We start from the raw sequence: 26,736 nt of genomic DNA, 5'->3' as shown, positions 1-26,736 counted from the left end.
GCCGCCATCGGCGGGATTGCCGGGGCCCCAGGCCCTGGCTATAAGCGGCGAGTCCTCAAGACTCTCAGGAGCGCGCCATGCCGCAGGCCCCGTTCTATCCCATCATCTATGTGCGTGGCTATGCCATGACCGAGAGCGAGCGCGACGAGACGGCGGCCGACCCTTTCTGCGGCTTCAATCTCGGCTCCACGGTCTATCGCGCCAGCACCGACAAGCGTGATCCGGCCAAGAAGTTCGTCTTCGAGTCGCCCCTGCTGCGCCTGGGGGCCGAGTTCGGCTATGGCGATGTCTACGAGAACGGCCTGGACATCATGGATGCGGACTGGCAGCCGCGCAGCGGCAATCGCGGCATCCCCTCGCGCTCGGTGATCGTCTATCGCTACTACGACGGCGGCTCGGCCCTGCTGGGCTCGGGCCGGCCGCAGGAGATCGAGGACTATGCCCGCGGGCTCTCGGACCTGGTGCTGCGGGTGCGCGATCTGGTGGTGGCGCAGGAGCAGATCCGGCCCGAGGACTTCCGCTGCTATCTGGTGGCCCATTCCATGGGCGGCCTGGTGGTGCGGGCCCTGCTGCAGAACCCGGCCCTGGGTGATGCGGCCGCGCGCGGGGCGGTGGACAAGGTCTTCACCTACGCCACGCCGCACAACGGCATCGAGGCCGCGGGCCTCAAGCTGCCGGCCTGGCTGAGCGTGGCCGAGATCGACAACTTCAGCCATGCGCGCATGGCCCGCTACCTCGATCTGGAGGCGGTCTACCGCCGGCACGGGCGCGTGGACTTCCTGCCCGAGCAGGCCTTTCCCATCGACCGCTTCTTCTGCATGGTGGGCACCAACCGCGCGGACTACGGCGCGGCCATGGGCCTGTCGCGGGCCTTTGCCGGCCATGGCAGCGATGGTCTGGTCAAGGTGGACAACGCCTCGGTCTGGGCGGTGGACCGCCAGCTGCGCATCAGCAAGACCAGCCCCACGGCCTATTGCTACCGCTCGCACTCGGGCTTCTTCGGCATCGTCAACAGCGAGGAGGCCTATCAGAACCTGGTGCGCTTCCTGTTTGGTGATGTGCGGGTGGACATCTGGATGCAGGTGGATGCGGTGCGTCTGCCCGAGGCCCTGCAAGCCCAGGCCGAGGAGGTGGAGGCGCTCTACCAGTTCGAGCTGCTGGCCCGGCCGCGCGGCAAGCGCTGGTACCTGAGCCGGCGCACGGCCGAGGAGGATTCGCCCGCCTGCCGCACCCATGCCCAGCTCACCCGTCAGCAGGCCAGCGGCGGCAATCTGGTCTATCTCTCCACGGCCTTTCTGGCCAATCGCGCCAAGGTCAGCCAGCAGGACCGCAGCCTGGCCTATGCCATGGATCTGGCGGTGCGGGTGCCCGACTACCAGTTGCGCAAGCGCTTCTGGCCCGACCAGCATTTCGAGGGCAGCCATCTGCTGCGCGACGGGCTGCTCATCTCCCTGGAGCCGCCGCTGCAGCCGGGTGGCGAGTGGCGCATCCTGCACAGCTGGGAGAGCCAGCATGTGGGCCAGGCCACCCGGGCCCTGAGCTACCAGGCCCTGGCCGATGGCGGCCTGCGCCTGGAGCTGCCCCTGCCTCGTTCCGGGCTGACGCCCGGCCTGGACGGCAAGGTGGTGCTCATTGTCTCGGCCTGGCGCTGAGACGCAGGGCCCTGCGGCCCTGCCCGAGCGCCGCGCCGGACTCAGTCCGCGCAGGCCTGGCGCACCGCCTTCTCCCAGCCGGCCATCAGCTCCATGGCGCGTTCCCGTGCCATGGTGGGCATGAAGCGGCGCTCGGCGCGCCAATGCTCGCCCAGCTCCTCCAGGCCGCTGTAGACCCCGGTGCTCAGGCCGGCCAGATAGGCTGCGCCCAGGGCCGTGGTCTCGATCACCTGCGGCCGCACCACGGGAATGCCCAGCAGATCGGCCTGGAACTGCATCAGCAGATTGTTGACGCAGGCGCCGCCGTCCACCCGCAGCTCGCTCACCGGCGCGCCGCCCGCGGCCACCGCGTCGCGGCTCATGGCCTGCAAGAGGGCGGCGCTCTGGAAGGCGATGCTTTCCAGCGCGGCGCGCGCGATATGCGCGACCGTGGAGCCGCGCGTTAGGCCCACGATGGCGCCACGGGCCTCGGCCTTCCAGTAGGGCGCACCCAGGCCGGTGAAGGCGGGCACGAACATCACGCCGCCCGCGTCGGGCACGCTCTCGGCCAGGCTCTGCACCTCGGAGCTGCCCTTGATGGCGTGCAGGCCATCGCGCAGCCACTGCACCACGGCGCCGCCGATGAAGACGCTGCCCTCCAGGGCGAACTCCGGCGTGCTCGTGGATTGCGCGGCGCTGGTGGTGATCAGGCCATTGGCCGAGGTCTGGAAGCGGGGGCCGGTGTGCATCAGCATGAAGCAGCCGGTGCCATAGGTGTTCTTGGCCATGCCGGCCTTGAAGCAGGCCTGGCCGAAGAGGGCGCTCTGCTGGTCGCCCGCGATGCCGCCAATGGTGATGGCGCCGCCCAGATGCTCGGCGGCCACGCGGCCGTATTCATGGGCCGAGGGATGGACGGCGGGGAGCACGGAGGCGGGAATGTCCAGGAGCTTCAACAGCTCCTCGTCCCAGCGGTTCTCATGCACATTGAAGAGCATGGTGCGCGCGGCATTGCTCACATCCGTGGCATGCACCTCGCCATTGCTCAGGCGCCAGACCAGCCAGCTGTCCACGGTGCCGAAGGCCAGCTCGCCGCGCTCGGCCTGCTCGCGGGCCTGGGGCACATGGTCCAGGATCCACTTGAGCTTGGTGCCGGAGAAGTAGGCGTCGATCACCAGGCCGGTCTTGCCCTGCACCAGGGGGCCATGGCCCTGCTCGCGCAGCCGGGCGCAGGTGGGCTCGGCGCGGCGGTCCTGCCAGACGATGGCGTGATAGATCGGTTGGCCGGTCTTGCGGTTCCAGACCACCGTGGTCTCGCGCTGGTTGGTGATGCCCAGGGCCTTGATGTCCGCGGCCTTGAGATTGGCCTTGGCCAGGGCCTCGCGCGCGGTGGCGAGCTGGCTGTCCCAGATCTCCAGGGCGTCGTGCTCCACCCAGCCGGGCTGGGGGTAGATCTGGCGGAACTCGCGCTGCGCCATCGCAACGATATGGCCGCGCGCATCGAAGACGATGGCGCGGGAGCTGGACGTGCCCTGGTCCAGGGCGAGCAGGTAGGTCATGGCTTGTCTCTTTGTCTTACAGAATTCATCGCGGACTCGGCCCGCTGGCTGTCGGAACTGACTCGAAGTAGAAGAAGCCGCTAAGGCCCACGTAGTACACCGTCTTGAAGACGGAGCGCAGCTTGAGCAGCTCGCCCTTCAGATAGTCTTGGTCCTCTTCGGTCGGACGCAGCATGAAGTCGTCAAACGCCACCAAGAGGCTGATGCCTGAGTGGTATTTCCCTGATCCTGATTTACGGCTCACCGCGTAACGGATCATTTCAAAGCAAATGTGCGTGAGCTCTTGCGCATCAAGACTGACCAGCTCTGGCTCCGCAATTTGACGATTCGTTTTGGTTCCTGTTGCTGCAATCTCCGAATACAGAGGTACAAAGCCGTGCTCGACTAGGCACTCGGTCGAGAGTGCATCCTGTTGCCCATTGCATGCAAGCGTGATCTCAATGATTTCGGCGACTCGGTCGGTTGACTCGATGAGTTCAGCATCAAACGACTGCTTGCTGCCGGGGAGGAAGCGGAGCTTGGCGCCGGAGAAGCGTGGGCTCAGCCGCTGAGCGAGTCTTCCTAGCGGAATCAGCTCGTCCTGCAGCTGTTTAGCTTGGCCTTTTTTCAGGCGAAAGTAGTTCAGCCAGTGAGTGTCGGTGTGGTAGCGGGCGCATAGGGCATGTACCCAGGCTTGATAGCTCTCGATCTCGACAAGCGAGCCGAGTTCTTCAAGTTGAACTGGCTCAGGATGCTCTGTCATCGCCTTGTAAAGCGTTCAGTCCGCCACGACCAGCTCGACGCCGGCGTCGCTCAGCAGGGCGGGGAAGGGCTCGGGTGGGGCGGCGTCGGTGCACAGCAGATCGATCTGCGGCAGGCGCGCCACCTCGGCCATGGCGGGGCGGTTGAACTTGCTGTGGTCGGCCGCCAGCCAGACCTCGCGCGAGTGTTCGATGATGGTGCGGGCCACCATGACCTCGCGGTAGTCGAAGTCGCGCAGGCTGCCGTCGCTCTCGATGCCCGAGATGCCGATCAGGCCGATGTCCACCTTGAACTGGCGGATGAAGTCCACCGCGGCCTCGCCCACCACGCCGCGGTCGCGGTGGCGCACTGTGCCGCCCACCATGACCAGCTCGCAGTCCGGGTTGTCGCTGAGGATGCTGGCCACCTTGAGGTTGGTGGTGATGATGCGCAGGCCCTTGTGCTGCAGCAGCTCGCGCGCCACCGCCTCGGTGGTGGTGCCCAGGTTCAGGATCAGGGAGCAGCCGCTCGGGATGCGCTGGGCGATGGCGCGCGCGATGCGTGCCTTGCCCTCGGCCTGCAGGGCCTGGCGCTGGCGGTAGGCAATGTTCTCGGTGGTGCTGGCGGGCACGCGCACGCCGCCGTGGAAGCGCGCCACCAGGCCGGCCTCGGCCAGGCGCTGCACATCGCGGCGCACGGTCTGCAGGGTCACGCCGAACTTCTCGGCCAGGGTCTCGACGCTGACCGAGCCCCGCGCGCGCACCTCTTGCAGCAATTCATTCAGACGGGGATGGCTGGGAATCATGGCGGGCAAGTGTAGAGGCCGCGTTCGGGCGCGTTTTCGCGCGGTGACTCAGCCTAAAGCGAAGCAAAACGAACAAGAAGCCGGGTTAACCCTGGCAGAAATCGCACCGAAACGCGTTAAAAAGAAAAAAGAAGAACAAAATAGCGAACTTCAGATTCGCTAACCCGGAGACCCCTCGTGAACGCACAGCCCGCCGCTGCCCCCGCCTCTGCCACCCCGAACGCCTACGACGTGCTGGTCGTGGGTGGCGGCATCAATGGCGCCGGCATTGCGCGCGACCTGGCCGGTCGCGGCTGGAAGGTGCTGCTGGCCGAGCGCGACGACTTCGCCGCGCACACCTCCTCCTCGTCCACCAAGCTGATCCACGGCGGCCTGCGCTATCTGGAGTACTACGAGTTCTCCCTGGTGCGCAAGGCCCTGCAGGAGCGCGAGGTGCTGCTCAAGAGCGCGCCGCACATCATGTGGCCGCTGCGCTTCGTGATGCCGCACGACCCCGCCATGCGTCCGGCCTGGATGATCCGCGCCGGCCTCTTCCTCTACGACCACCTGGCGCGCCGCGAGGTGCTGCCGGGCTCCACCGGCGTGAACCTGCGCAGCTCGCCGGTGGGCAAGCCGCTCAAGCCCAACTACACCCGCGGCTTTGTCTATTCCGATGGTTGGGTGGATGACGCCCGCCTGGTGTTGCTGAACGCGCTGGATGCCCAGGAGAAGGGTGCCGAGCTGCTGACGCGCAGCCCCGTGACCGCCGTGCAGCGCGAGGCCGATGGCTGGCTGGCCACGATCAGCACCCCGCAGGGTGAGCGCCGCGTGCGCGCCCGCGCCCTGGTCAATGCCGCCGGCCCCTGGGCCGAGAGCTTTTTGCGCGAGGTGGCACGCCCGGCCCGCGGCGAGGCTCTGGCCACCAAGAGCCTGCGCTTGGTCAAGGGCAGCCACATCATCGTCAAGCGCTGCTTCGAGCACGACCACGCCTACATCTTCCAGAACCCCGACAAGCGCATCATCTTCGCCATCCCCTACGAGCAGGACTACACCCTGATCGGGACCACGGATGTGGAGCTGCCGCCCGAGGCCCTGGCCGGTCTGTCCAAGGCCCAGATCGATGCCCAGGAGGTGGACTACCTCTGCGAGCAGGCCAGCCGCTACTTCGCCAAGCCGGTGAGCCGCGAGGACGTGGTCTGGAGCTATGCCGGCGTGCGCCCCCTGCTGGACGACGCCTCGGGCGACCCCTCCGCCGTCACCCGCGACTACCTGCTGGAAAGCAATACCCAGGGCGCGCCCCTGCTGAGCGTGTGGGGCGGCAAGATCACCACCTTCCGCAAGCTGGCCGAGGACGCCGCCGATCTGGTGGGCGAAATGCTGGGCGACAAGCGCGAGCCCTGGACCGAGAAGGCCTATCTGCCAGGCGGCGATCTGCAGACCTGGATCGGTTCGCCGCGCCGGCCCGACACCGACTTCGAGCGCCTGGTCACCGCCGTGCGCCAGCGCCATATCTGGCTGCCCGAGAGCCTGGCGCGCCGCCTGTGCCGGGCCTATGGCGCACGCGTGGGTCGTGTGCTGGGTGGCGCGGGCAGCCTGGCCGAGCTGGGCGCCGAGGTGGCACCGGGCCTGTACGAGATCGAACTGCGCTATCTGCAGCGCGAGGAATGGGCGCGTAGCGCCGAGGACGTGCTGTGGCGCCGCTCCAAGCTGGGGCTGCACTACAGCGAGGCGCAACGCGCGGCGGTGGCGGACTGGTTCCAGTCCCATCCCCACGCCGCGGACTGAAGCCCCGTCCTCGTCGCTGCGCACAGAGATGCAAGAAGAGGGAGACAAGCGACGATGCAATTGAGTCTGCAAGGCCTCAGCCACCGGGTCGGTGCCGCCGAGCACCTGTACCCGATGGACTTGACGCTGCAAGCCGGTGCGGTCACCGTGCTGCTGGGCGCGACCCAGGCCGGCAAGACCACGCTGATGCGCCTGATGGCGGGCCTGGACCGGCCCACAGCGGGCCGGGTGCTGGTGGACGGCCAGGACGTGACCGGCGTGCCGGTGCGCGATCGCAATGTCGCGATGGTGTATCAGCAGTTCATCAACTACCCCTCGATGACGGTGCGAGACAACATCGCCTCGCCGCTGAAGCTTCGTGGTGGCCTGGACCGCGCGGCCATCGACCAGCAGGTGGACGCCCTGGCCCAGAAGCTGCACATCGAGATGCATCTGGACAAGCTGCCCGCCCAGCTCTCCGGCGGCCAGCAGCAGCGCGTGGCCCTGGCCCGCGCCCTGGCCAAGAACGCGCCCCTGATGCTGCTGGACGAGCCCCTGGTCAATCTGGACTACAAGCTGCGCGAGGAGTTGCGCGAGGAGCTGAGCCAGCTCTTCGCCAGCGGCGATTCCACCGTGGTCTATGCCACCACCGAGCCGGGCGAGGCCCTGCTGCTGGGCGGCTACACCGCGGTGATGGACGCCGGCGAGCTGCTGCAGTACGGCCCCACGGCCGAGGTCTTCCACAAGCCGGCCTCGCTGCGTGTGGCGCGCGCCTTCAGCGATCCGCCCATGAATCTGCTGCCGGCCACGGGCCGCGGCGCCAGCGTGGAGCTCAAGCCCGGCCTGAGCCTGGCCCTGGCGGCGCAAGGTCCGGTGACCGTGGGCCTGCGCGCCAATGCCCTGCGCCTGAACGCGCAGCCCGGCGATCTTGAACTGCGTGGCCGCGTGGAGCTGGCCGAGATCTCGGGCTCGGACACCTTCGTCCACGTGCACAGCGAGGTGGGCGAGCTGGTAGCCCAGCTCAGCGGCGTGCACTACTTCGAGCTGGGTGCCTCGCTCAGTCTCTTCCTCAACGCCGGTCAGGCCTATGTCTTCGACGCCGCGGGCGCCCTGGCCATTGCGCCGGAAAGGCTGGGCCGCTGAGATGGCACGCATTGATCTGGACCTGGCTCACGCCTACCGTCCCAACCCGCAGAGCGAGGCCGACTACGCCCTGCTGCCCCTGAAGATGAGTTTTGAAGATGGTGGCGCCTATGCGCTGCTGGGCCCCTCGGGCTGCGGCAAGACCACCATGCTCAACATCATCTCGGGCCTGCTGCAGCCCTCGCATGGCACGGTGAGCTATGACGGCCGTGACGTCACCGCACTGTCACCCCAGGCGCGCAATATCGCCCAGGTCTTCCAGTTTCCGGTGATCTACGACACGATGACCGTGGCCGAGAACCTGGCCTTTCCGCTGAAGAATCGCGGCGTGGCGCCCGAGCGCATCAAGGCCCGCGTGGGTCAGATCGCCGAGATGTTGGAGATGAGCGGCCAGCTCAACCAGCGCGCCGCCGGCCTCACGGCCGATGCCAAGCAGAAGATCTCGCTGGGCCGCGGCCTGGTGCGCGAGGACGTGTCGGCCGTGCTCTTCGACGAGCCGCTCACCGTGATCGACCCGCACCTCAAGTGGCAGCTGCGGCGCAAGCTCAAGCAGATCCACCACGAGCTCAAGCTCACCCTGATCTATGTGACCCACGACCAGGTGGAGGCCCTGACCTTTGCCGACCAGATCGTGGTGATGTCGCGCGGCCGCGCGGTGCAGGTGGGTTCGGCCGACGCGCTGTTCGAGAAGCCCCAGCATATGTTCGTGGGCAACTTCATCGGCTCGCCGGGCATGAACTTCCTGCCGGCGCGCTTCAAGAGCACGGGCGTGATCGAGGTGGCGGGGCAAGACCTGCCCCTGGGCTTCGGCGTGCTCTACCAGCAGCTGGAGGCGGCGCGCGAGTTCACCCTGGGTGTGCGGCCCGAGTATGTGGCGCTGGCCGAGGCCGGCAGCCCCGGGGCGCTGCGCGCCGAGCTCCAGCAGGTGCAGGACATCGGCACCTACTGGCTGCTGACGGCCCGCGTGGGCGGGCAGTCGCTCAAGCTGCGCCTGAATGCGCAGAGCCGGCCGCCCGTGCCTGGCGGCGAGGTCTGGCTGCAGGTGCTGGGCACCCACACCTGCTTCTACGGCCGGGATGAACAGCTGATCAACGTCAAGGAGGGGCTGGCCGCATGAGCGCAACGACAAAGCCCATCAATCAGAAGGCCTGGTTCCTGGTGCTCCCGGTCTTCATCTGCGTGGCCTTCTCGGCCATCCTGCCCCTGATGACCGTGGTGAACTACTCGGTGCAGGACATCATCTCGCCCGAGCGCCGCGTCTTCGTGGGCACCGAATGGTTTGCCGCCGTGATGCGCGACGAGGAGCTGCACAGCGCCTTGTGGCGCCAGCTGGGCTTCTCGGCCGCAGTGCTGGCGGTGGAGATTCCGCTGGGCATTGCCCTGGCCCTGTCCATGCCCGCCCAGGGCTGGAAGGCCTCGGCCGTGCTGGTGATCGTGGCCCTGTCCCTGCTGATTCCCTGGAATGTGGTGGGCACCATCTGGCAGATCTACGGCCGCGCCGACATCGGCCTCTTGGGCGCCGCCCTGCAGTGGCTGGGTGTGGACTACAACTACACCGGCAATGCCACCGATGCCTGGCTCACGGTGCTGGTGATGGATGTGTGGCACTGGACGCCCCTGGTGGCCTTGCTGTGCTTCGCCGGTCTGCGTTCCATCCCGGATGCGTATTACCAGGCCGCGCGCATTGACGGGGCCAGCAAGCTGGCGGTGTTCCGCTACATCCAGCTGCCCAAGCTGCGCGGCGTGCTGATGATCGCGGTGCTGCTGCGCTTCATGGACAGCTTCATGATCTACACCGAGCCCTTTGTGCTCACCGGCGGCGGCCCCGGCAATGCCACCACCTTCCTCAGCCAGTACCTGACGCAGAAGGCCGTGGGCCAGTTTGACCTGGGCCCCGCTGCCGCCTTCTCGCTGATCTACTTCCTCATCATCCTGCTGCTGTGCTTCATCCTTTACAACTGGATGCAGGCGCTCGGCAATGCGGAAAAATCGGAGGCCGCCCATGGATGAGCGCCGTTTCAAGAAGCGGACGATCTTCCTGATCGCCTACCTGGTCTTTGCCCTGCTGCCCATCTACTGGATGGTCAATATGAGCTTCAAGACCAATGAGGAGATCCTGTCCAGCTTCAGCTTCTTCCCCGAGCATTTCACCTGGGCCAACTACAAGACGATCTTCACCGACCCGTCCTGGTACTCGGGCTATATCAACAGCCTGATCTATGTGGGCATCAACACGCTGATCTCGATCACCGTGGCCCTGCCGGCGGCCTATGCCTTCAGCCGCTACCGCTTCCTGGGCGACAAGCATGTGTTCTTCTGGCTGCTGACCAACCGCATGACGCCGCCCGCGGTCTTTCTGCTGCCCTTCTTCCAGCTCTACACCACGATGGGGCTGATGGACACGCATATCGCCGTGGCCATGGCGCATCTGCTCTTCAATGTGCCGCTGGCGGTGTGGATTCTGGAAGGCTTTATGAGCGGCATCCCGCGCGAGATTGACGAGACCGCCTATATCGACGGCTACAGCTTCCCGCGCTTCTTCCTCACCATCTTCCTGCCCCTGATCAAGGCGGGCGTGGGCGTGGCGGCCTTCTTCTGCTTCATGTTCAGCTGGGTGGAGCTGCTGCTGGCCCGCACCCTGACCAGCGTGAATGCCAAGCCCATCGTGGCCACCATGACCCGCACGGTCAGCGCCTCGGGCATGGACTGGGCGACCCTGGCCGCGGCCGGCACCCTGACCATCGTGCCGGGCGCCATCGTGATCTGGTTCGTGCGCCACTACATCGCCAAGGGCTTCGCCATGGGTCGTGTCTGAGGAGAAACCGAGATGTTTGATTGGATGTATTGGACGACGCCCGTCGCCATCTTCTTCAGCTGCATCGTGCTGATGCTGATCGGCATGACGATCTGGGAGATCAAGTCGCCCACCACCCTGCGCAAGGGCTTTCTGCCGCTCAAGACCACGCGGGGCGACCGGCTCTTCATCGGCCTGCTGACGGCGGCCTATATCAATCTGGCCTTTGTGGGCCTGGCCGGCCGCATGGCCGAGTGGCTCGCGCTGGAGAGCGAGCCCAGCATCTGGATCAGCTTCATCGCGTCCATGGCCGTGCTGGCCTTGATCATGCGGCGCGGCTGAGGCGGTGTTTTTCAAGGATTCGGCCCTTCACACCCCCGGGGCCGCATCGCGCTGATCGGGGGCACTTTTTTCAACAGAGGAGACAAGCGTGCAATTCAAGAAGACGAGCAAGTACACCGCGCTGACCCTGGCCGCCCTGCTGGCCATGGGCGCTCACAACGCCTTCGCCGGCGAGGCCGAGGCCAAGAAGTGGATCGATGCCGAGTTCCAGCCCAGCACCCTGAGCAAGGAACAGCAGATGGCCGAGATGAAGTGGTTCATCGAAGCCGCCAAGAAGCTGCAGGCCAAGGGCGTGAAGGAGATCTCGGTGGTGTCCGAGACCATCACCACGCATGAGTACGAGGCCAAGACCCTGGCCAAGGCCTTCGAGGAGATCACCGGCATCAAGGTCAAGCACGACCTGATCCAGGAAGGCGATGTGGTCGAGAAGCTGCAGACCTCCATGCAGTCCGGCAAGAGCATCTACGACGGCTGGATCTCCGACTCCGACCTGATCGGCACCCACTACCGCTACGGCAAGATCATGAACCTCACCGACTACATGGCCGGTGCGGGCAAGGAGTTCACCAACCCGGGTCTGGACCTCAAGGACTTCATCGGCACCAGCTTCACCACCGCGCCCGATGGCAAGCTCTACCAGCTGCCTGACCAGCAGTTCGCCAACCTCTACTGGTTCCGTGCCGACCTCTTCGAGCGCAAGGACCTGAAGGACAAGTTCAAGGCCAAGTACGGCTACGACTTGGGCGTGCCCCTGAACTGGAGCGCCTACGAGGACATCGCCGAGTTCTTCACCAATGATGTGAAGCAGATCGACGGCAAGCCCATCTACGGCCATATGGACTACGGCAAGAAGGACCCCTCGCTGGGCTGGCGCTTCACCGATGCCTGGCTGTCCATGGCCGGCACCGCCGACAAGGGCATCCCCAACGGCCTGCCGGTTGATGAGTGGGGCATCCGTGTGGCGGCCGACAAGTGCACCCCGGTGGGCGCCTCGGTGGCCCGCGGCGGCGCCACCAACTCGCCGGCCGCCGTCTACGCGCTCAGCAAGTACGTGGACTGGATGAAGAAGTACGCGCCCAAGGAAGCCACCGGCATGACCTTCGGCGAAGCCGGCCCCGTGCCCGCCCAGGGCCAGATCGCCCAGCAGATCTTCTGGTACACCGCCTTTACCGCCGACATGACCAAGCCCGGCCTGCCGGTGGTCAATGCCGACGGCACGCCAAAATGGAGAATGGCGCCTGGCCCGAACGGCCCCTACTGGAAGCAGGGCATGCAAAACGGCTACCAGGACGTGGGCAGCTGGACCTTCTTTGCCAACCACGACGCCAACAAGACGGCCGCCGCCTGGTTGTACGCGCAGTTCGTGACCGCCAAGACCACCTCGCTCAAGAAGACCATCGTCGGCCTGACCCCGATCCGCGAAAGCGATATCCGCTCCAAGGCCATGACGGATATGGCGCCCAAGCTGGGCGGCCTGGTCGAGTTCTACCGCAGCCCGGCGCGCGTGGCCTGGACGCCCACCGGCACCAATGTGCCCGACTACCCCAAGCTGGCCCAGCTCTGGTGGAAGAACGTGGCCCAGGCCGTGACCGGCGAGAAGAGCCCGCAGGCCGCCATGGACAATCTGGCCGAGGAGATGGACCAGGTGCTGGCCCGTCTGGAGCGTGCCGGCATGGCCAAGTGCACGCCCAAGCTCAACAAGAAGGAAACCAACGCCAAGTGGCTGAGCGACAAGGGCGCCCCCTGGGCCAAGCTGGCCAATGAGAAGCCCAAGGGCGAGACCATCGCCTACGACAAGCTGCTCAACGCCTGGAAGGAAGGGCGGGTCCGCTGAGCTGAGCTGAGCCCCAAAGCAAACGCCGCCCTCGGGCGGCGTTTTTCATGCGGCGGCCGCTGCGGCCGCTTGGCGCGCTGAGGGCTTCAGAAGCAGGCGCGCTTGATGTCCTCGACCTGGCGCGGCAGGTCCTTGAACAGATCCTGGGACAGCTTGGCCGCGCTTTCCATGCCCGGCTCCACGGGCTCGCTGCGGCCGCTGCGAATCTTGGCGGCATCGGCCTCCAGCTTCTGCATCTCGGCCGCCGTGGGGCAGGGCTTGCCCTTGAAACTGTTCCCGCCAGCGCCGGCCGTGGCCGTGCCGCTGCCGCTGGCCTGCTGGGTGCCGCTGCTGCGGTTGGGCGTGGCCGCGGGCACGGCCACATTGGTGGGGCGCACCTCCAGGGTCTGGCTGCGCTCCTCATTGCTGCAGGGCAGCTGCTGGAAGCTCACCGCACCGCGCTTGTCCACGCATTTGTACTGGGCCTGGACAGCGCCGCACAGGCCGCCGGCCAGCAGCAAGAAGGTCAGGGGACGGCGGCAAGCCGCAAGACTCAAGCGGGTCATGGATTCGGAGTCGGCCGCCGCCACGGGGCGACGGTGCTGCAGAAAGTGAGACCGCCAGTGTGCGCCGTGCCGGACAATTCTGCTCAGCGCTCGGCGGGCGTGGCGTGCGTATTTCACGGACGCACACTCACGGCCGCGTATTCACAGCCGCAGCAAGGCCAGCATGTCCTCGCCGTCGGGGTCCAGACCCTGCTCCACAAAGCCGTGGCGTGCATATAGCCGGCGTGAGCCCTCATTGTCTGGGGCATAGCAGATCTCGATCTCCCGCACGCCCGGCTGCTGGGCAATCTCGGCCATGGCCAAGCGCAGGGCCTGGCTGCCCAGGCCGCGGCCCTGATCGTCTTTGCCGATCATGAAGCGCCAGATCGAGACCCGGGCCTCGCTCTCGGGCACCCACATGATGAAGCCCACGGGGCGCTCGCCGAGATAGATGGCGCGGGGCTGGTAGCCGGGCTCGTATGCGGCCTGCACCAGGGAACAGCTGTTGCTGGCCAGCATGGCTTGCTGCTCCGGTGGCAGGGGCAGATCGCAAATGGCTTCGTAGTTCTCGCGCGTCACGGCGCGCAGGCTCAGGGTTTCTGGCATGGGGCTGCTGGGCTTTGGGAAGCCCATTGTCGGTCCTGGCCTCGGCCCCCCTGCGCCAGCGCTGCGGAGCGCCCAAGGTAAGCCAGCGATTGCAGCGGTAAGCGCTTGTTGCTGCAGGGGCTTGGTGGCGCCACAAGGCGCTGGCCGGGCTTCAGAATCCGACCCTTGTCAGCCCTCAAGCCGTACCGTCATGCACTTGCTCCGCCCCGCCTTTGCCTCGCTTGTTCCGGCCCGCCTGGGCAGCCTCTTGCTGCTGCTGAGCCTGGCGGCCTGCGGTGGCGGAGGAGGTGGAGGGGACGAAGAGAAGAGCAGCACCGCGGCTCCCGCCACACCGGCCGGGCCCGCCGCGCCCGCCACGCCTGCGGCGCCAACCGCGCCCACACCGTCCACCCCGCCCATCAGCCCCGTGCCCGGACCGGCCGCGGACTCCGGCCTCAGCAGCGCCCAGCAATGCGAGCTGGCCGACTTCCAGGCCGAGCTGCTGCGTCTGGTCAATGAGCGGCGCGCTCGCGGCGCGGTCTGCGGCACGCAAAGCCTGCCCGCGGCGCCGGCTCTCGGCTGGAAAGCCAGCCTGGCCCAGGGGGCAGCCCGCCATTCGCAGGACATGGTGGACAAGAGCTTCTTCAGCCACACCGGCTCGGACGGCAGCAGCGCCGGCCAGCGCATCAGCGCCGCGGGCTACAGCTGGAGCCGCTGGGGCGAGAACATTGCCTACGGCTACACCAGCAGCGCCGCCGTGGTGGAGGGCTGGATGAAGAGCGAGGGCCATTGCCGCAACATCATGAACGCCGCCTTCACCGAGATGGGGCTGGCCTGTGTGCGGCAGAGCCAGAGCAATAGCGCCAGCAGCGTGCGCTGGGCCTGGACCCAGGTGCTGGCCACGCCGCGCTGAGCCGGGCGAGCGGGCCGGACTTCAGTCGCAGGACAGTACGCAGCGATCGCGGCCGGCGGCCTTGGCTTGGTAGAGCGCCACATCGGCACGCTGGCACACACTGCGTGCGCTGTCCCCGGCGCGGGCCACGGCCAGGCCAGCCGAGCAGGTGTAGCGGAACAGGGGCTGCTCGGCCAGGGGTCGCGACTGGCGCAGCTGCTCCAGCAGACGCTCCACGATGGCGCGGGCCTGCTCGGCCTCCACATCGGCCAGCATGAGCAGAAACTCCTCGCCGCCCATGCGGCCGCAGGCATCGCCTCGCCTTGTGCTGCGCTGCAGCTGGCGCGCGAAGTCGCAGAGCACGCGGTCGCCCGCCTCATGCCCCAGGCCGTCATTGATCTGCTTGAAGCGGTCCAGGTCCAGCAGGATCACGGCCAGCCGGCGTCCCGGCTCCGCCAGGCCGGCCAGCTGTTGCTCCAGCTGCTGCAGCACATGGGCGCGGTTGCTGATGCCGGTGAGGGCATCGGTCTGCGCGGCGCGCAGAGCCTGGTCGCGCTGCAGGCGCAGGGCCCGGCCATCGGTCTTGAGCGAGCTGATATCGCTGGCGCAGCAGAACATCCAGCCATTGGGCAGCAGGGTCTCGCACATCCAGATCCAGCGGCCGTCCATCAGATCGGCCTCGAAGGCGCGAAAGGCCGGCGTGCCGCGCCGTGAGGCCACGGCGGCCAGCCAGCTCTCCAGTTCCGCGGGCGGCGCCGACACCACGCTGCCGCGGCCCGCGTGGGCATTGGCGCGCATCATGTCCAGCCAGCGCGGCTGCGCATCGGGCGCCAGGTTGAAGGCCACGCGAAAAGCCGGGTTGGCAAAGCGCAGCACATCGTGCTGGTCGAAGACCCCGATCAGCTGCGGGCTGGCCTCCTGCAGGGCCAGCATCTGCGCCAGCAGCTCGGGGTCGGTCGGGGGCGGGTTGTGCATGGTGGCTGGCTGATGGCTGGCTGATGGCTGGCGCGCGGCGCTGGGGCTCAGGCGGCCTGCACCGCATGGCGCGGCTGCCCTTGCAGCTCGAAGCTGCTCAGATTCTCCACCGTGGTGGCGGCAATGGCGCTCAGGGCCTCGGCCGTGAAAAAGCCCTGGTGCCCCGTGATCAGCACATTGGGGAAGGTCAGCAGGCGGGCCAGCACATCGTCCTGCAGGGCTTCGCCGGAGAGGTCGCGGAAGAAGCAGTCGCCTTCCTCCTCATACACATCCAGGGCCAGGCCGCCCAGGTGGCCGCTCTTGAGCGCGGCAATGGCCGCCCGTGCGTCCAGCACCGCGCCGCGGCTGGTGTTGAGCAGCACCGCACCGGGCTTCATGCGCGCCAGGGCTGCCGCGTCGATGAGGTGGCGGGTCTGAGGTGTGAGCGGGCAATGCAGGCTGACGATATCGCTGCGGGCCAGCAGCTCCTCCAGCGCCACATAGCGCAGGCCCAGGGCCTCGCATTCGGGGCTGGGCTGCGGATCGCTGCCCAGCAGGGTGCAGCCGAAGCCCGGCCCCATGATGCGTGCAAAGCAGCGGGCGATCTTGCCCGTGCCCACCAGGCCCACGGTGCGGCCATGCAGATCAAAACCTAGCAGCCCGTCCAGGGCGAAGTTGCCCTCGCGCACCCGGGCATGGGCGCGGTGGATCTTGCGGTTCAGGCTCAGCAGCAAGGCCGCCGTGTGTTCGGCCACCGCATGCGGCGAGTATTCCGGCACCCGCGCCACCGCCAGGCCCAGGCGGGCGGCCGCGTCGAGATCCACCTGGTTGTAGCCGGCGCAGCGCAGCAGGACCAGGCGCAGGCCCTGGGCCGCCAGGGCCTCCAGCACCGGCGCGTCCAGGCGGTCGTTGACGAAGCCGCAGACCGCCTGTGCGCCGGCCGCCGCGCTCACCGTGGCCAGCTCCAGCCGGGCTTCCAGATAGTCGAAGCGCCAGCGTTGTTCCTGAGGGTCGGCGGCCAGGCGGGCGCGCTCCAGGAACTCGCGGTCATAGGGGCGGGCGCTGTAGACCAGCACCCGGTTCGGGGCGGAAGCTTGTAAGGAACTCATGCCCTAGCCTAGCGCAGGGCGCAGCGCTTGTGATCAGAGAAGGCGCCCCTGGAACAGCAGGCGCTCGGCCAGCTCGCGCTGGGCCACGGGCAGGGTGGCGCTGGCATCGATCAGCCGCAGGGCCTGCTCGCAGCTGCTACCGTTGCCGGCGCCAGGGCGCCACAGCCCGGCCAGCAGGCCGGGTGCCTGGCCGCCCAGGCTGCGCCGTACCACCTCCAGCTCCACGGCGCTGGGCGGGCGCGGCAGCCAGCGCGGCGGCTCGGCCTGGGCGGCGCTGGCCAGCCAGCTGCTTTCGCGCGCCTGCAGGGTTTCGGGCAGGAGGCGATGCAGGCTCAGATCGCCGGCCAGTCGGGCGCGACAGCGCTCGCTGCCTTGCTGCTCCAGGCTGGCGCGCAGCTGGGCGCGCAGCAGCTGCAGATAGCGGCGGCGCGGCTCGGGCGGCAGGCCCGTGATCAGCTCGGGCAGACGGGGGGCTAGGCTGCGCAGGGCGGCCTGCTGAGCGGCCTCCTCGGCCAGCTCGGGGCTGGCGGCCGGGGTCTGGCGGGCCGCCAGCATGGCGGCGCCGGCCTCGTCCAGCAGGCCGGGGAAGCGCTGCTCCAGCTGGTGCCAGCTGGGGTGGCTGCGCAGGGCTTCGGCATGCGCGCGGGCCAGGGTCGCTTCGGCACCCTGGGGCAGGCTCACGCTCAGCGTCTGGGGCGGGGCCTGGATCAGGGACTCGCGCAGCAGTTCCTCATGCCGCGGATACCACATGCTGTGCGCCGGGGTGCGCAGGGTGCGCTCGATAAAGCCCTCGGGCAGGCCCATGCGGCGGTAGGTGGCGGCCAGCTCGCGGTTGGCCATCTCGTCGAATACCGGGTTGAAGGTGTTGCTGGAGGCGCGGTGGAAGCCCAGCTGCGCACCCGGCATGAGCTGGCGTTTGTCGCCGGCCAGGAAGACCAGGGTGCAGGCGCTCTCGCAGCCGCCCACGACCCGGGTGTCGGCGCCGGCCTGGCGCACCAGCTGCACCATGCGCTCGGCTTCATGCACGCGACCGCCAGGCGACTGGAGTTCCACCAGGCGCAGGGGCTCGCGGCGTCCGGCCAGCAAGGTCTGCACCCGCGTGGCGTCGCCCATGCCGATGGGGCCGTTCAGGCGCAGGGTGCGGCCATCGTCCGACAGGCTGATCTGCGCCTGGCCGATGGGATCACGGCCGCGCGCCAGCTGCCAGTACTCATCCATCTGCGGGCCGAAGCCTGCCAGGGCCGAGACCAGGATCTGGGCGGCCGAAATCAGCAGGACCAGGCGGGTGAGCCAGGTCCACAGCGCATGCCCTCCCTCGCGCAGATAGCGGCTGGCGGCGCGCCAGGCGCCCACGATGCACCACACTTGCACCACGATCAGCACCGGCCAGGCCAGCAGCACCGCGATGCTGCCTGCCTGCAGGGCCTCGCCCTTGAGGCTGATCCAGCTCATCAGCGCGCCGAGCGCGGCCCCCAGGGGCAGGGCCAGCAGGATGTTGTTGATCCAGAAGGCCTGCACCAGGCTGAGCTGGCCGCGCCAGTGGCGGATCAGATAGCCGTCCGCGTCGCGGGCGCTGCTGCCGTCGCGGCGCTGACGCCTGAGCACCCGGGTGCCCGAGAGACGATCGTGCCAGGCACGGCCTTCGGGATCCCACAGCGCCCAGAGAAAGCCCAGACCCAGGGGCAGGGCCGAGAGCCAGTAGCCCAGCCAGCGCAGCAGGGCCTGCACCAGGCTGGGCCGCTGGCCGCTGAGGGCATCCACCACGCGCACGCCCATGAACAGCTTGCCCGGCGTGGCCCCCTGCCAGGTCCACAGGGCCACGGCCAGCAGTCCCGGTAGCAGCCAGTTGATGGCCAGGCTCAGTGGCCTGAGGTCATCCAGGCGTGCGATGGGCTGGCCATAGACCATCCACATCAGGGGCATGCTCAGGGCCAGCATCAGCACCGCGTCCAGCAGCAGGGCCTGAAGCCGGGTGCCGAAGCCGGCCGGCGGTGGCAGGCGGCGCGGCGCGCGGGGCGGCGGCGGGCGCAGATCCGGCAGCCGCGGCTGGGGCGGCTGGGGCGGCGGGACGGGATGCTGCGTGGGCTCCAGGCCCAGCACGATGATCTCGTCCGGCTTGTTCGGTTCCTGCATGGTGGGGCTGCGCTCTGGTGGCCGTGAATTCTTGTGCGCGCACTCTAGCCCGGCCTCGCGGTGCTCCGCCGAGCGCAAACGGCAGATTTCTCACGCTATCGGTGAGCGCAGCGGGGACGCTTCAGCGCTCCAGCCAGGGAAAGCGCTCCGGGTCCACCATGCTCTGGCTGCTGCGCAGCACCCGGCCGTCCTTGAAGTGCACATTGAAGCGCAGCAGATAGCCGCCCTGGTCGGGCGGCACATTCCAGTCCCAGACCTCCTCGCCGCTGTTCGAGAAGAACACCCGGCTGCGCTCTTGGCCCAGGCGCCGACTCACCTGCTCGGGCGTCATGCCGGGGCGTATGCTGCCGAAGCGGCTGGCCTCGTTGAGCGTTTCTTCCACACCCTGCAGCCGACCTGCGCGGTCCAGGGTGAGCAGATAGCAGGTGCGGCCAAAGGGCTGGGAGGAATACTCCAGGGTCTCGCCGCCGTCTGCGTTCGCCCAGCGGCGCACCGGCTCGCCATACAAGGCCCGGATCTGCGCCATGTCGCTCTGGCCGGGTGTCAGGCCATCGCCACGATCCATGCTGGCGCAGCCGCTGCACAGCAGCACCAGGCTCAGCAGGCCGGCCCAGCAACGCCGAGGCGGTAAGAAGTTGGGTGAGGGCATGCAGGCGATTATTTCGCGGCTAGCAGCAGGCCGGTGGTACAGGGATGCATTCGATAATGAGAGTCAATCGCAATTAGAATTGGCATTCATCACCATCCTGCTCCGGGCCTCTGCGTCCCGGGCGTGCTCCTCATGCATACAGCCCCCATCCTGAGTCTTGATCATGCCGAGATCGGGCGGTCGCATCGGGTGGCCGCCCTGGTGCCGCCCGCCCATGCCCCCGAGTGGGGCCCCTGGCTGGAGCAGATCGGCTTTGTGGCGGGTGAGCCCGTGCGCGTGCTCAGCCGAGCCTTGCTGGGCGGCGAGCCCCTGGTGGTGCGCATCGGGCAATCGACATTCGCCCTGCGCCGGGCCGAGGCCGCCTGCATCCTGCTGAAGAGCGAAGCGGCATGAGCGGCGCCGGCAAGGAGTCCGTGATCCACCTCCATCCGGCCGGCCCCCTGCTGGCCCTGGTGGGCAATCCGAACTGCGGCAAGACCGCGCTCTTCAACCGCCTGACCGGCAGCCGCCAGAAGGTGGCCAACTACGCCGGGGTCACGGTGGAGCGCAAGGAGGGCCGGCTCAAGACGGCCGCGGGCAAGGTGCTGCGCCTGCTGGACCTGCCCGGCACCTACAGCCTCTACCCGCGCTCGCCCGATGAACGCGTGACCTGCGATGTGCTGGCCGGCCGCGCCCGCGGCGAGAAGCGGCCGGACCTGGTGGTCTGCGTGCTGGACGCCACCAATCTGCGCCGCAATCTGCGCCTGGTGCTGGCGGTGCAGCGCCTGGGCCTGCCCATGGTGGTGGCGCTGAACATGGCCGATCTGGCCGCGCGCCGCGGCCTGCTGATCGATACCGAGGCTCTGGGCCGCGCCCTGGGCGTGCCGGTGCTGCGCACCGTGGCCACCCAGGGCGAGGGGCTGGAGGCCCTGCGCGCCGAGCTGGACCGCGCCGAGCTCTGGAACACGCCGCCCGCTGCGGCGCCTGCCGCCGACAGCGGCCAGGACCAGGCGCGGGTGAACGCCATCCTGCAGCAGCTGGGCCTGGACCGCGATACGCCCGAGCTGCCCAGCGATCGGCTGGATCGCGTCTTGCTCCATCCCTTGCTGGGTCCCTTGCTGCTGGCCCTGCTGCTCTTCGGCCTGTTCCAGGCCGTCTACAGCTGGGCCGAGGCGCCCATGGGCTGGATCGAGGCCGGCAGCGCCTGGCTGGGCGAGCGGGCCGGGGCGGCCCTGCAGGGCACGGCCCTGGACGGCTGGCCGCTCAGCCTGCTGGTGGACGGACTGATTGCCGGCGTGGGCGGGGTGCTGGTCTTTCTGCCCCAGATTCTGATTCTGTTCTTCTTCATCCTGCTGCTGGAGGAGTCGGGCTATCTGCCGCGCGCGGCCTATCTGCTGGACCGGCTGATGGGCGGCGTGGGCCTGTCGGGGCGCAGCTTCATTCCCCTGCTGTCCAGCTTTGCCTGCGCCATTCCCGGCATCATGGCCACGCGCTCCATCGCCAACCCGCGCGACCGTCTGGTCACCATCCTGATCTCGCCCCTGATGACCTGCTCGGCCCGCTTGCCGGTCTATGCCCTGCTGATCGGCGCCTTCGTGCCCCAGCGCGAGCTGCTGGGCGGCTGGGTGGCGCTGCAGGGCTTGGTGCTCTTCGTGCTGTACGGCGCCGGCATCCTGGGCGCCATGGCCGTGGCCTGGCTGCTCAAGCGCTTCACGCACAGCGGGCGCCAGGTGCGGCCCCTGATGATGGAGCTGCCCGCCTACCACTGGCCCAGCCTGCGCGCTGTGGCCCTGGGCCTGTGGCAGCGCACCCAGATCTTTCTGCGCCGCGTGGGCGGCGTGATCCTGACCCTGACCCTGCTGCTGTGGCTGCTCTCCAGTTTTCCCGGTGCGCCGGCCGGCGCCACCCAGCCGCCCATCTACTACAGCGTGGCTGGCTGGATCGGTCGCGGCCTGGCCGTGCTCTTCGAGCCGATCGGCTTCAACTGGCAGATCAGCCTGGCCCTGGTGCCCGGCATGGCGGCGCGCGAGGTGGTGGTCAGCGCCCTGGGCACGGTCTATGCCCTGGCGGCCACCGGTGGTGAAGAAGCCGCCCAGGCCCTGAGCGGCCTGATCGCCGCCCAGTGGGGCCTGCCCACGGCCTTTTCCCTGCTGGCCTGGTTTGTGTTCGCGCCGCAATGCCTGTCCACTCTGGCGGCGGTGCGGCGCGAGACCGGGGGCTACAAGATTCCGGCCCTGATGCTGCTCTACCTCTTCGCCCTGGCCTACGCGGCCGCCTTCCTGACGTACCGGATCAGCGGCTGGCTGCTGGGCTGAGCGCAGCGCCCAGCGACCGATCAGGTACCGCTCAGCTGCCGATCACCCCGCCATCGGCCTTGCGGATGACCAGGGTGGCCGAGCGCGGCCGGCCATCGGGGCGGAAGTCGGGCCAGTTGGAGTTCTTGCTGGGGGCGGCCGGATCGCTGCGCTCGCTGGGGCTCTCGCCCGGATGCTGGACATTGATGAAGAAGGTGCGGCCATCCGGCGTGCTGGTGGCGCCGGTGATCTCGCAGCCCGCCGGGCCCACCAGGAAGCGCCGCACCTCGCCCGTCAGCGGGTCGGCGGCCAGCATGGCGTTGTTGCCCAGGTTCTTCAGATCGCCCTTGCCCATGGCCGAGGTGCTCATATCGGTCTGGATCCACAGGATGCCGCGGCCGTCCACCCACAGGCCATCGGGGCAGCCCAGGGCGTCGCCCTTGACATTGCCCTTGGCCTCGGCGCGCTCATTGCTCGGGTCGCCGGCCAGCAGGAAGTGGTTCCAGGCGAAGCGCTCGCCGTCAAAGTCGCCGTCTTCCTTCCAGCGGATGATGTGGCCCATGGTGTTGTTGGCGCGCGGGTTGGCCGCGTCCACGCCTGGATGATTGGCGCCGCCGCGGTTGCTGTTATTGGTCAGGGTGCAGTACACAAAGCCCTGCTGGTCCACGGCGATCCACTCCGGGCGGTCCATCTTGGTGGCGCCCAGCGCGTCGCTGGCCTGGCGGCTCTTGACCAGCACTTCGCCCTGATCGGCAAAGCCCTGGGCCGCGGTGAGCGGGCCCTGGCCATGGCGCAGGGGCAGCCAGCGGCCGCGGCCATCGGCCTCGAAGCGCGCCACATAGAGCGTGCCATGGTCCAGCAGCTCGGCATTGGCCTTGGCGCCGCCGGGGCGGATCTTGTCGCGGCTGACGAATTTGTAGATGTACTCGAAGCGCGCGTCCTCGCCCATATAGACCACGGCGCGGCCGTCGCGGGTCTGGGCCACGGTGGCGCCCTCGTGCGCGGCGCGGCCCAGGGCGGTGCGCTTGACGGGGGTGGCGCTGAAGTCATACGGGTCCAGCTCCACCACCCAGCCGTGGCGGTTGGCCTCGTTGGGGTGCTTGGCGGCGTCGAAGCGCTCGTCGAACTCGGCCCAGCGGGCGCCGCCATCGCCCTTCTTCATGCCCCAGCGGGCCTGGTGGGCGTCGGGCTGCTCCGGACCCTTGAAGTAGTTGATGAAGTTCTCTTCGCAGGTCAGGTAGGTGCCCCAGGGCGTGATGCCGCTGGCGCAGTTGTTGAAGGTGCCCAGCACGCGGCGACCGCTGGCATCCGCCGCCGTCTTCATCAGGGCATGGCCGGCGGCCGGGCCGCTGATCTGCATGGGCGTGTTGGCCGTGATGCGGCGCGCCCAGGGCGAGGGACGCACCAGCTCCCAGCGGCCGTCGGCCTGCTGGGCCACTTCCACCACCGAGACACCATGCGCGGCCTGGGCCTTGCGCACCTTGGCGGCGTTCCAGGTCTTCATGCCGTCGGGGTGCAGCAGTCCGTCGTCGGTGTACTCATGGTTCATCACCAGCAGGCCGCTCTTGGAGCCGTCCTGGCTGAAGAAGTGGATGCCGTCGTGGTGCATGCCCAGCTGCACCTCCTGCTCGGCCGCGCTATTGCTGGCGTCGAACTTGAAAGCCGGGCTGTCGCCCGACACGCCCACCGGATCGCCCCAGGGCGCGATCACCTGCACGGTGTAGCCCTCGGGCACCAGCACGCGGTCGGCCGTGGACACCGGCACGCTCTTGAAGCCGATACGGGGGCCGCTGCTGCCGTTGGCGGTGGTCGAGCAGCCCGCCAGCGGCGCCAGCAGGCCGCCCAGGCCCAGGCTCACCCCCAGACCCAGGCCGCCGCCCAGCAGGCGGCGTCGCGCGGGGTCCGAGACCTCGTGGATGCTCGCATTCGCCGAGCGGTTGCTGTCTTCCATCTGCTCGAAATCCTTGGCCATGGTGGCTCACTCCTGGGCTGCCGACAAAGCCTGCAAGGATTGCGGGGTGGTGTGACAGATGTGTGACAGAGGCCGGGCGCGCCCGGCTTGGGCTCAGGTCTCGTCGTTGATGACCTGTGGATCGGCACTGGCGTAGAGCTGAGTGGGCACGCTGGTGCTGGTAAAGAGCAGCACGATACCCTCGGTGATCTGCGTGGCAGTTGGCATGGCGACGGTCACCGTATTGTTGGCAGCGGGGGTCATCGTGGGGTCGATGGCCGGTGTGTCGACCCTATCGGCAACGGCGCCCACCAGCTGCCAGCCATTGCCGTTTGCCACCATCTGGAAGGTCACGCCACCAGCGTTCCTCCTGATGCGCAGCGGAGACTCGACCTCGTTTTTGCACTCGGGGTCGGAGTAATAGGTGCACAGCGCGAAACGGTTGCTCGGGTCGGCGCTGGCTTTGACGTAGAAGGTTGTGGCCATGATTCTGAGAGGTTCCTTGCGGTGGATTTCAAGAGGTTGATACCGCTTTGGACGGTACCGGCGTAGGCTGGTTGGGCACCCCGCGACGTTGGGCCTCCAACCATTGCTGCAGGGCTCGGGCATCTTCATCCCGACCCAGACAGGTTTGGGTTTGTGCTGCCAGGCGCGTGAGACCTGCGTGCACCCGAAGTAGCGCGCCCAGCGGTGGGCTCTCCAACTCGGCGCTCAGCGCTTGGCAGCGCTTCCGACGTTCGGCCGGGCTGTCGCTCAGCGTCTCGGCTTGAAACAGGGCGAGCTCCAGCACTGCCTGCGCGAGGTTCAAGTCGTCCTTCGACTTCGCCTGATCGCCCCGCAGTTGCTCCAGGGTGCTGTCCACAATCGCTTGTGCGAACCTCGTATGGTGCCCGTTGTGTAGCTGCGCGAGCGTCCGCAGCCTGGCCAGCTCGGCTCGCAGCGGGTGCCATCTGGCCGAAGGTCGGCGGCCGGATTCCAGGGTGTTCAGCCGATCCTGCAGAGCCTCGGCTTCCTTGAGGCGTGCAGGCCTGTCGCGCAGCGAGCGTACGTCGGCCCGCAGCAGTCCAAAGGCGTAGGCCCGGTTCTGTGGATCTAGCTTGCTGAGTGTGCGGAATGCTTCGGCCGCCAGCAAATGCTTGTCAGCCGCGGCTTGTGTTTGACCGTCACGCGATAGTGCATCGGCGAGCGCAAGGGCGGCGTTTCCAACTTCTCGCAGCCGCCCCTGGTCTGCCGGATGCTTGGCCTGCAGGAGTTGAGCCTGCTCGAGTGCCAGGCGCAGCACGTCCTGGCTGTCGCCATAGCGGCCCATCTGAGTCAATGCAGAGCCCAGCCAGCTCAGACTGTCCGACCACGCAGCTTGCAGCATGGCATCGTGAGGGCGCTCGATCAGAACTCGCCGCTTCAACTCGACTGAACGGCGAAAGGCGTGTTCGGCGGCCGGCAATTGCCCTCTGTCCACCAGCAAGGAACCCAGGCTGTTCTCGGCATAGGACAGTTCCACCTGCGCATCCAGGTCGTTCGGCAAGGCCGAGAGCCATTGCTCACTGACCCTACGGTAGTGCTCCCAGGCCTCTTGGGCGGGAGCGAACTTCCGCTGCGTGTAAAACACATGCCCCAACCAGAACGCCGCTGCCCCCTGTGCCTTGCGCCAGGCGGGGACCAGTTCCGGCGTTGGCGGCTCCGCCTGCAGCAAGGTGCTGGCCTGCTGCAGCGGTTCAATGGCCGCCTCCAGCTCGCGCTTGGACACTCGTACCTCGCCGATCACGGTCAGGGCTTTGGCTCGGTGCAGGCGCTCCTGTGGCGTGGTCTGGTCTGCGGCGACCAGGTGGCTGAGCGCTTTCTCGCCGACGTTGTCCAGCAACTCCAGCCGGCCCATGGGGCGCAGCTTGTCGGCGAAGTCGCCCAACATATAGGCCAGCAGATCGTCGGCCTGCTGGCGCCGCGCCTGGGCCTGGCGTTCAGCCTCGCTGGCGCGCTGAGCCTGCAGCACGCTCAGGCCGGTCAGGCCCAGCAAGGCCACCGTGGTCAGGGCACCCGCACCCACCGCCAGGCGGTGGCGGCGCAGGAAGCGCCCCAGCACATAGAGCCGGCTGTCCGGCCGCGCCGCGAGGGGCTCGTGCTGCAGCCAGCGGCGCAGGTCATCGGCCAGGGCGGCGGCGTTCTCATAGCGCTCGCTGGGGCGTTTCTTCAGGGCCTTGGCGCAGATGGTGTCCAGGTCGCCGCGCAGCTCGCGGGCGCGGCGGGCCTCGCCCTGGCTGCGCAGCTGATCGGACAGGCGCTTGGGCTCTTCTTCCACCACGGCGCGCAGGCGGTCCAGGGCCTGGGCCTCGGCGCGGGTGGCGCCGGCCGTGGGGTGCTTGCCACCGCTGAGCAGCAGGTAGAGCAGCACGCCCAGGGCATAGACATCGGTGGCCGTGCTCACCTCGCCGCCCTGCACCTGCTCGGGCGCGGCGAACTGGGGCGTGAAGGCGCGGCCGGCCTGGCGGGTGAGTTCGGTGGCCTCGGCACCGCCCAGGGCCTGGGTCGGGTCGCCCAGCAGCTTGGCAATGCCGAAGTCCAGCAGCTTCACCTGACCCTGGCGGTCCACCAGGATGTTGCCGGGCTTGAGGTCGCGGTGCAGGATCAGGCGGTTGTGCGCATGGGCCACGGCGGCCAGCACGTCCAGGAAGAGGGTGATGCGCTGCGCGGTGTCCAGCTGCCGGCTCTCGCAGAAGCGGTCGATGGGCAGGCCGTCTTCTACATACTCCAGCACCAGATAGGGCTGCAGCCCGTCCTGGGCCACGCCGGCATCGATCAGGCGCGCGATATGCGGGTGGGTGAGGCGGGCCAGGATCTGGCCTTCGCGGGCGAAGCGGGCGGCGTCCCCCTGGCCCAGCAGGCCGGTGGTGAGGAACTTGATGGCCACCAGGCCCTCGAAGCGACCGTCGGTGCGCCGGGCCAGCCAGACCGAGCCCATGCCGCCGTGGCCGATCTGCCCGCCCAGGGCGAGGGCCAGGTCTTGCGCGTGCACGAGGCTCTGGAGGAGCTGGCCGCCCTGGACGAGCGCCTGGCCCAGGTGGTGGAGATGCGCTATTTCGGCGGCCTGCTGGAAGCCGAGA

24 protein-coding genes are annotated in these 26,736 nt (G+C 68.2%); 12 read left to right on the top strand and 12 right to left on the bottom strand.

The genetic code is table 11. The features are described 5' to 3' along the window. Nucleotides 1-77: 77 nt before the first annotated feature. Nucleotides 78-1,652 (top strand): esterase/lipase family protein, encoded by a 1,575-nt coding sequence (locus tag ACK5F2_RS10375; RefSeq protein WP_409864502.1) that lies wholly within the window; start codon nucleotides 78-80, stop codon nucleotides 1,650-1,652. Between the two features lie 41 nt (nucleotides 1,653-1,693). Here the strand turns inward: ACK5F2_RS10375 and glpK are convergent, their stop codons facing one another. From glpK to ACK5F2_RS10360, 3 genes are read right to left on the bottom strand one after another with little or no spacing between them, the layout of a single operon-like run. Then, a complete protein-coding gene (gene glpK, locus ACK5F2_RS10370) occupies nucleotides 1,694-3,187 on the bottom strand; it encodes a glycerol kinase GlpK (protein WP_409864501.1) in 1,494 nt (497 codons plus the stop codon). Nucleotides 3,188-3,212: 25 nt separating this feature from the next. Beyond that, on the bottom strand, nucleotides 3,213-3,929 hold the full coding sequence (locus ACK5F2_RS10365) for a hypothetical protein (RefSeq protein ID WP_409864500.1): 717 nt from the start codon (nucleotides 3,927-3,929) through the stop codon (nucleotides 3,213-3,215). A gap of 15 nt (nucleotides 3,930-3,944) precedes the next feature. Further along, nucleotides 3,945-4,712 (bottom strand): DeoR/GlpR family DNA-binding transcription regulator, encoded by a 768-nt coding sequence (locus ACK5F2_RS10360; RefSeq protein ID WP_409864499.1) that lies wholly within the window; start codon nucleotides 4,710-4,712, stop codon nucleotides 3,945-3,947. On the opposite strand from ACK5F2_RS10360, the gene ACK5F2_RS10355 reads away from it, so the two are divergent. From ACK5F2_RS10355 to ACK5F2_RS10320, 8 genes are all read left to right on the top strand, one after another. Then, complete coding sequence (locus tag ACK5F2_RS10355; RefSeq protein ID WP_409864498.1) at nucleotides 4,711-4,875, top strand: hypothetical protein; 165 nt, start codon at nucleotides 4,711-4,713, stop codon at nucleotides 4,873-4,875. The genes ACK5F2_RS10360 and ACK5F2_RS10355 overlap by 2 nt on opposite strands. A 14-nt stretch (nucleotides 4,876-4,889) precedes the next feature. Next, entirely contained in the window at nucleotides 4,890-6,476 is a 1,587-nt protein-coding gene (gene glpD / locus ACK5F2_RS10350) for a glycerol-3-phosphate dehydrogenase (protein ID WP_409864497.1), read from the top strand. Nucleotides 6,477-6,530: 54 nt separating this feature from the next. Continuing rightward, a complete protein-coding gene (locus ACK5F2_RS10345; protein WP_409864496.1) occupies nucleotides 6,531-7,598 on the top strand; it encodes an ABC transporter ATP-binding protein in 1,068 nt (355 codons plus the stop codon). 1 nt (nucleotide 7,599) lies between these two features. After that, the gene (locus ACK5F2_RS10340; protein ID WP_409864495.1) at nucleotides 7,600-8,715 is read left to right on the top strand and encodes an ABC transporter ATP-binding protein; all 1,116 of its coding nucleotides are present in this window, start codon (nucleotides 7,600-7,602) and stop codon (nucleotides 8,713-8,715) included. Next, nucleotides 8,712-9,608, top strand: coding sequence for a carbohydrate ABC transporter permease (locus tag ACK5F2_RS10335; RefSeq protein WP_409864494.1), 897 nt, complete (start codon nucleotides 8,712-8,714; stop codon nucleotides 9,606-9,608). Before ACK5F2_RS10340 ends, ACK5F2_RS10335 begins: the two co-directional genes overlap by 4 nt. Beyond that, nucleotides 9,601-10,413 carry a carbohydrate ABC transporter permease gene (locus ACK5F2_RS10330; protein ID WP_409864492.1) on the top strand — a complete coding sequence of 271 codons (813 nt, stop codon included), beginning with the start codon at nucleotides 9,601-9,603 and terminating at the stop codon, nucleotides 10,411-10,413. Before ACK5F2_RS10335 ends, ACK5F2_RS10330 begins: the two co-directional genes overlap by 8 nt. Nucleotides 10,414-10,425: 12 nt before the next feature. After that, nucleotides 10,426-10,734 (top strand): DUF2160 domain-containing protein, encoded by a 309-nt coding sequence (locus tag ACK5F2_RS10325; RefSeq protein WP_409864491.1) that lies wholly within the window; start codon nucleotides 10,426-10,428, stop codon nucleotides 10,732-10,734. Between the two features lie 145 nt (nucleotides 10,735-10,879). Further along, the gene (locus tag ACK5F2_RS10320; protein WP_409864512.1) at nucleotides 10,880-12,568 is read left to right on the top strand and encodes an ABC transporter substrate-binding protein; all 1,689 of its coding nucleotides are present in this window, start codon (nucleotides 10,880-10,882) and stop codon (nucleotides 12,566-12,568) included. A gap of 86 nt (nucleotides 12,569-12,654) precedes the next feature. Here ACK5F2_RS10320 and ACK5F2_RS10315 read toward each other — a convergent pair whose 3' ends face one another. Together ACK5F2_RS10315 and ACK5F2_RS10310 are read right to left on the bottom strand one after the other, a co-directional pair. After that, nucleotides 12,655-13,137: a DUF4124 domain-containing protein gene (locus ACK5F2_RS10315; RefSeq protein ID WP_409864490.1), complete on the bottom strand. Its 483-nt coding sequence runs from the start codon at nucleotides 13,135-13,137 to the stop codon at nucleotides 12,655-12,657. A gap of 117 nt (nucleotides 13,138-13,254) precedes the next feature. After that, nucleotides 13,255-13,698, bottom strand: coding sequence for a GNAT family N-acetyltransferase (locus ACK5F2_RS10310; protein WP_409864489.1), 444 nt, complete (start codon nucleotides 13,696-13,698; stop codon nucleotides 13,255-13,257). 190 nt (nucleotides 13,699-13,888) lie between these two features. Between ACK5F2_RS10310 and ACK5F2_RS10305 the strand changes: the two genes are divergently transcribed. Continuing rightward, a complete protein-coding gene (locus ACK5F2_RS10305) occupies nucleotides 13,889-14,590 on the top strand; it encodes a CAP domain-containing protein (protein ID WP_409864488.1) in 702 nt (233 codons plus the stop codon). A gap of 21 nt (nucleotides 14,591-14,611) precedes the next feature. Here ACK5F2_RS10305 and ACK5F2_RS10300 read toward each other — a convergent pair whose 3' ends face one another. The 4 genes from ACK5F2_RS10300 to ACK5F2_RS10285 form a co-directional block, all read right to left on the bottom strand. Then, nucleotides 14,612-15,544, bottom strand: a complete 933-nt coding sequence (locus tag ACK5F2_RS10300) for a GGDEF domain-containing protein (RefSeq protein WP_409864486.1) — start codon at nucleotides 15,542-15,544, stop codon at nucleotides 14,612-14,614. A gap of 47 nt (nucleotides 15,545-15,591) precedes the next feature. Further along, nucleotides 15,592-16,632, bottom strand: a complete 1,041-nt coding sequence (locus tag ACK5F2_RS10295; RefSeq protein WP_409864485.1) for a 2-hydroxyacid dehydrogenase — start codon at nucleotides 16,630-16,632, stop codon at nucleotides 15,592-15,594. Nucleotides 16,633-16,665: 33 nt separating this feature from the next. Beyond that, nucleotides 16,666-18,765 carry an RDD family protein gene (locus tag ACK5F2_RS10290; protein ID WP_409864484.1) on the bottom strand — a complete coding sequence of 700 codons (2,100 nt, stop codon included), beginning with the start codon at nucleotides 18,763-18,765 and terminating at the stop codon, nucleotides 16,666-16,668. A 121-nt stretch (nucleotides 18,766-18,886) separates the two neighbouring features. Next, nucleotides 18,887-19,414: an outer membrane protein assembly factor BamE gene (locus tag ACK5F2_RS10285; RefSeq protein ID WP_409864482.1), complete on the bottom strand. Its 528-nt coding sequence runs from the start codon at nucleotides 19,412-19,414 to the stop codon at nucleotides 18,887-18,889. A gap of 132 nt (nucleotides 19,415-19,546) precedes the next feature. On the opposite strand from ACK5F2_RS10285, the gene ACK5F2_RS10280 reads away from it, so the two are divergent. Together ACK5F2_RS10280 and ACK5F2_RS10275 are read left to right on the top strand one after the other, a co-directional pair. Further along, nucleotides 19,547-19,807 (top strand): ferrous iron transport protein A, encoded by a 261-nt coding sequence (locus tag ACK5F2_RS10280; protein ID WP_409864481.1) that lies wholly within the window; start codon nucleotides 19,547-19,549, stop codon nucleotides 19,805-19,807. Further along, nucleotides 19,804-21,708, top strand: a complete 1,905-nt coding sequence (locus tag ACK5F2_RS10275; protein WP_409864479.1) for a ferrous iron transporter B — start codon at nucleotides 19,804-19,806, stop codon at nucleotides 21,706-21,708. Before ACK5F2_RS10280 ends, ACK5F2_RS10275 begins: the two co-directional genes overlap by 4 nt. Before the next feature lie 31 nt (nucleotides 21,709-21,739). Here ACK5F2_RS10275 and ACK5F2_RS10270 read toward each other — a convergent pair whose 3' ends face one another. The 3 genes from ACK5F2_RS10270 to ACK5F2_RS10260 form a co-directional block, all read right to left on the bottom strand. Continuing rightward, nucleotides 21,740-23,659, bottom strand: a complete 1,920-nt coding sequence (locus ACK5F2_RS10270; RefSeq protein ID WP_409864478.1) for a PhoX family protein — start codon at nucleotides 23,657-23,659, stop codon at nucleotides 21,740-21,742. A 93-nt stretch (nucleotides 23,660-23,752) separates the two neighbouring features. After that, on the bottom strand, nucleotides 23,753-24,124 hold the full coding sequence (locus tag ACK5F2_RS10265) for a hypothetical protein (RefSeq protein ID WP_409864476.1): 372 nt from the start codon (nucleotides 24,122-24,124) through the stop codon (nucleotides 23,753-23,755). 28 nt (nucleotides 24,125-24,152) lie between these two features. Then, nucleotides 24,153-26,648, bottom strand: coding sequence for a protein kinase domain-containing protein (locus ACK5F2_RS10260; protein ID WP_409864475.1), 2,496 nt, complete (start codon nucleotides 26,646-26,648; stop codon nucleotides 24,153-24,155). Between the last annotated feature and the right edge of the window lie 88 nt (nucleotides 26,649-26,736).

The sequence above is a fragment of the Roseateles sp. genome, from assembly GCF_046300915.1.
GTDB lineage: Bacteria > Pseudomonadota > Gammaproteobacteria > Burkholderiales > Burkholderiaceae_C > Kinneretia.
The sequence above is the reverse complement of the archived record's forward strand: the minus strand, read 5'-3'. Positions and strand labels throughout refer to the sequence as shown.

Coding starts and splice junctions, on each gene's coding strand:
- ACK5F2_RS10375 (WP_409864502.1), top strand. CDS start 78: ATGCCGCAGGCCCCGTTCTATCCCATCATCTATGTGCGTGGCTATGCC.
- glpK (WP_409864501.1), bottom strand. CDS start 3,187: ATGACCTACCTGCTCGCCCTGGACCAGGGCACGTCCAGCTCCCGCGCC.
- ACK5F2_RS10365 (WP_409864500.1), bottom strand. CDS start 3,929: ATGACAGAGCATCCTGAGCCAGTTCAACTTGAAGAACTCGGCTCGCTT.
- ACK5F2_RS10355 (WP_409864498.1), top strand. CDS start 4,711: ATGGCGGGCAAGTGTAGAGGCCGCGTTCGGGCGCGTTTTCGCGCGGTG.
- ACK5F2_RS10360 (WP_409864499.1), bottom strand. CDS start 4,712: ATGATTCCCAGCCATCCCCGTCTGAATGAATTGCTGCAAGAGGTGCGC.
- ACK5F2_RS10345 (WP_409864496.1), top strand. CDS start 6,531: ATGCAATTGAGTCTGCAAGGCCTCAGCCACCGGGTCGGTGCCGCCGAG.
- ACK5F2_RS10340 (WP_409864495.1), top strand. CDS start 7,600: ATGGCACGCATTGATCTGGACCTGGCTCACGCCTACCGTCCCAACCCG.
- ACK5F2_RS10335 (WP_409864494.1), top strand. CDS start 8,712: ATGAGCGCAACGACAAAGCCCATCAATCAGAAGGCCTGGTTCCTGGTG.
- ACK5F2_RS10330 (WP_409864492.1), top strand. CDS start 9,601: ATGGATGAGCGCCGTTTCAAGAAGCGGACGATCTTCCTGATCGCCTAC.
- ACK5F2_RS10325 (WP_409864491.1), top strand. CDS start 10,426: ATGTTTGATTGGATGTATTGGACGACGCCCGTCGCCATCTTCTTCAGC.
- ACK5F2_RS10320 (WP_409864512.1), top strand. CDS start 10,880: ATGGGCGCTCACAACGCCTTCGCCGGCGAGGCCGAGGCCAAGAAGTGG.
- ACK5F2_RS10310 (WP_409864489.1), bottom strand. CDS start 13,698: ATGCCAGAAACCCTGAGCCTGCGCGCCGTGACGCGCGAGAACTACGAA.
- ACK5F2_RS10305 (WP_409864488.1), top strand. CDS start 13,889: ATGCACTTGCTCCGCCCCGCCTTTGCCTCGCTTGTTCCGGCCCGCCTG.
- ACK5F2_RS10300 (WP_409864486.1), bottom strand. CDS start 15,544: ATGCACAACCCGCCCCCGACCGACCCCGAGCTGCTGGCGCAGATGCTG.
- ACK5F2_RS10295 (WP_409864485.1), bottom strand. CDS start 16,632: ATGAGTTCCTTACAAGCTTCCGCCCCGAACCGGGTGCTGGTCTACAGC.
- ACK5F2_RS10290 (WP_409864484.1), bottom strand. CDS start 18,765: ATGCAGGAACCGAACAAGCCGGACGAGATCATCGTGCTGGGCCTGGAG.
- ACK5F2_RS10285 (WP_409864482.1), bottom strand. CDS start 19,414: ATGCCCTCACCCAACTTCTTACCGCCTCGGCGTTGCTGGGCCGGCCTG.
- ACK5F2_RS10280 (WP_409864481.1), top strand. CDS start 19,547: ATGCATACAGCCCCCATCCTGAGTCTTGATCATGCCGAGATCGGGCGG.
- ACK5F2_RS10275 (WP_409864479.1), top strand. CDS start 19,804: ATGAGCGGCGCCGGCAAGGAGTCCGTGATCCACCTCCATCCGGCCGGC.
- ACK5F2_RS10270 (WP_409864478.1), bottom strand. CDS start 23,659: ATGGCCAAGGATTTCGAGCAGATGGAAGACAGCAACCGCTCGGCGAAT.
- ACK5F2_RS10265 (WP_409864476.1), bottom strand. CDS start 24,124: ATGGCCACAACCTTCTACGTCAAAGCCAGCGCCGACCCGAGCAACCGT.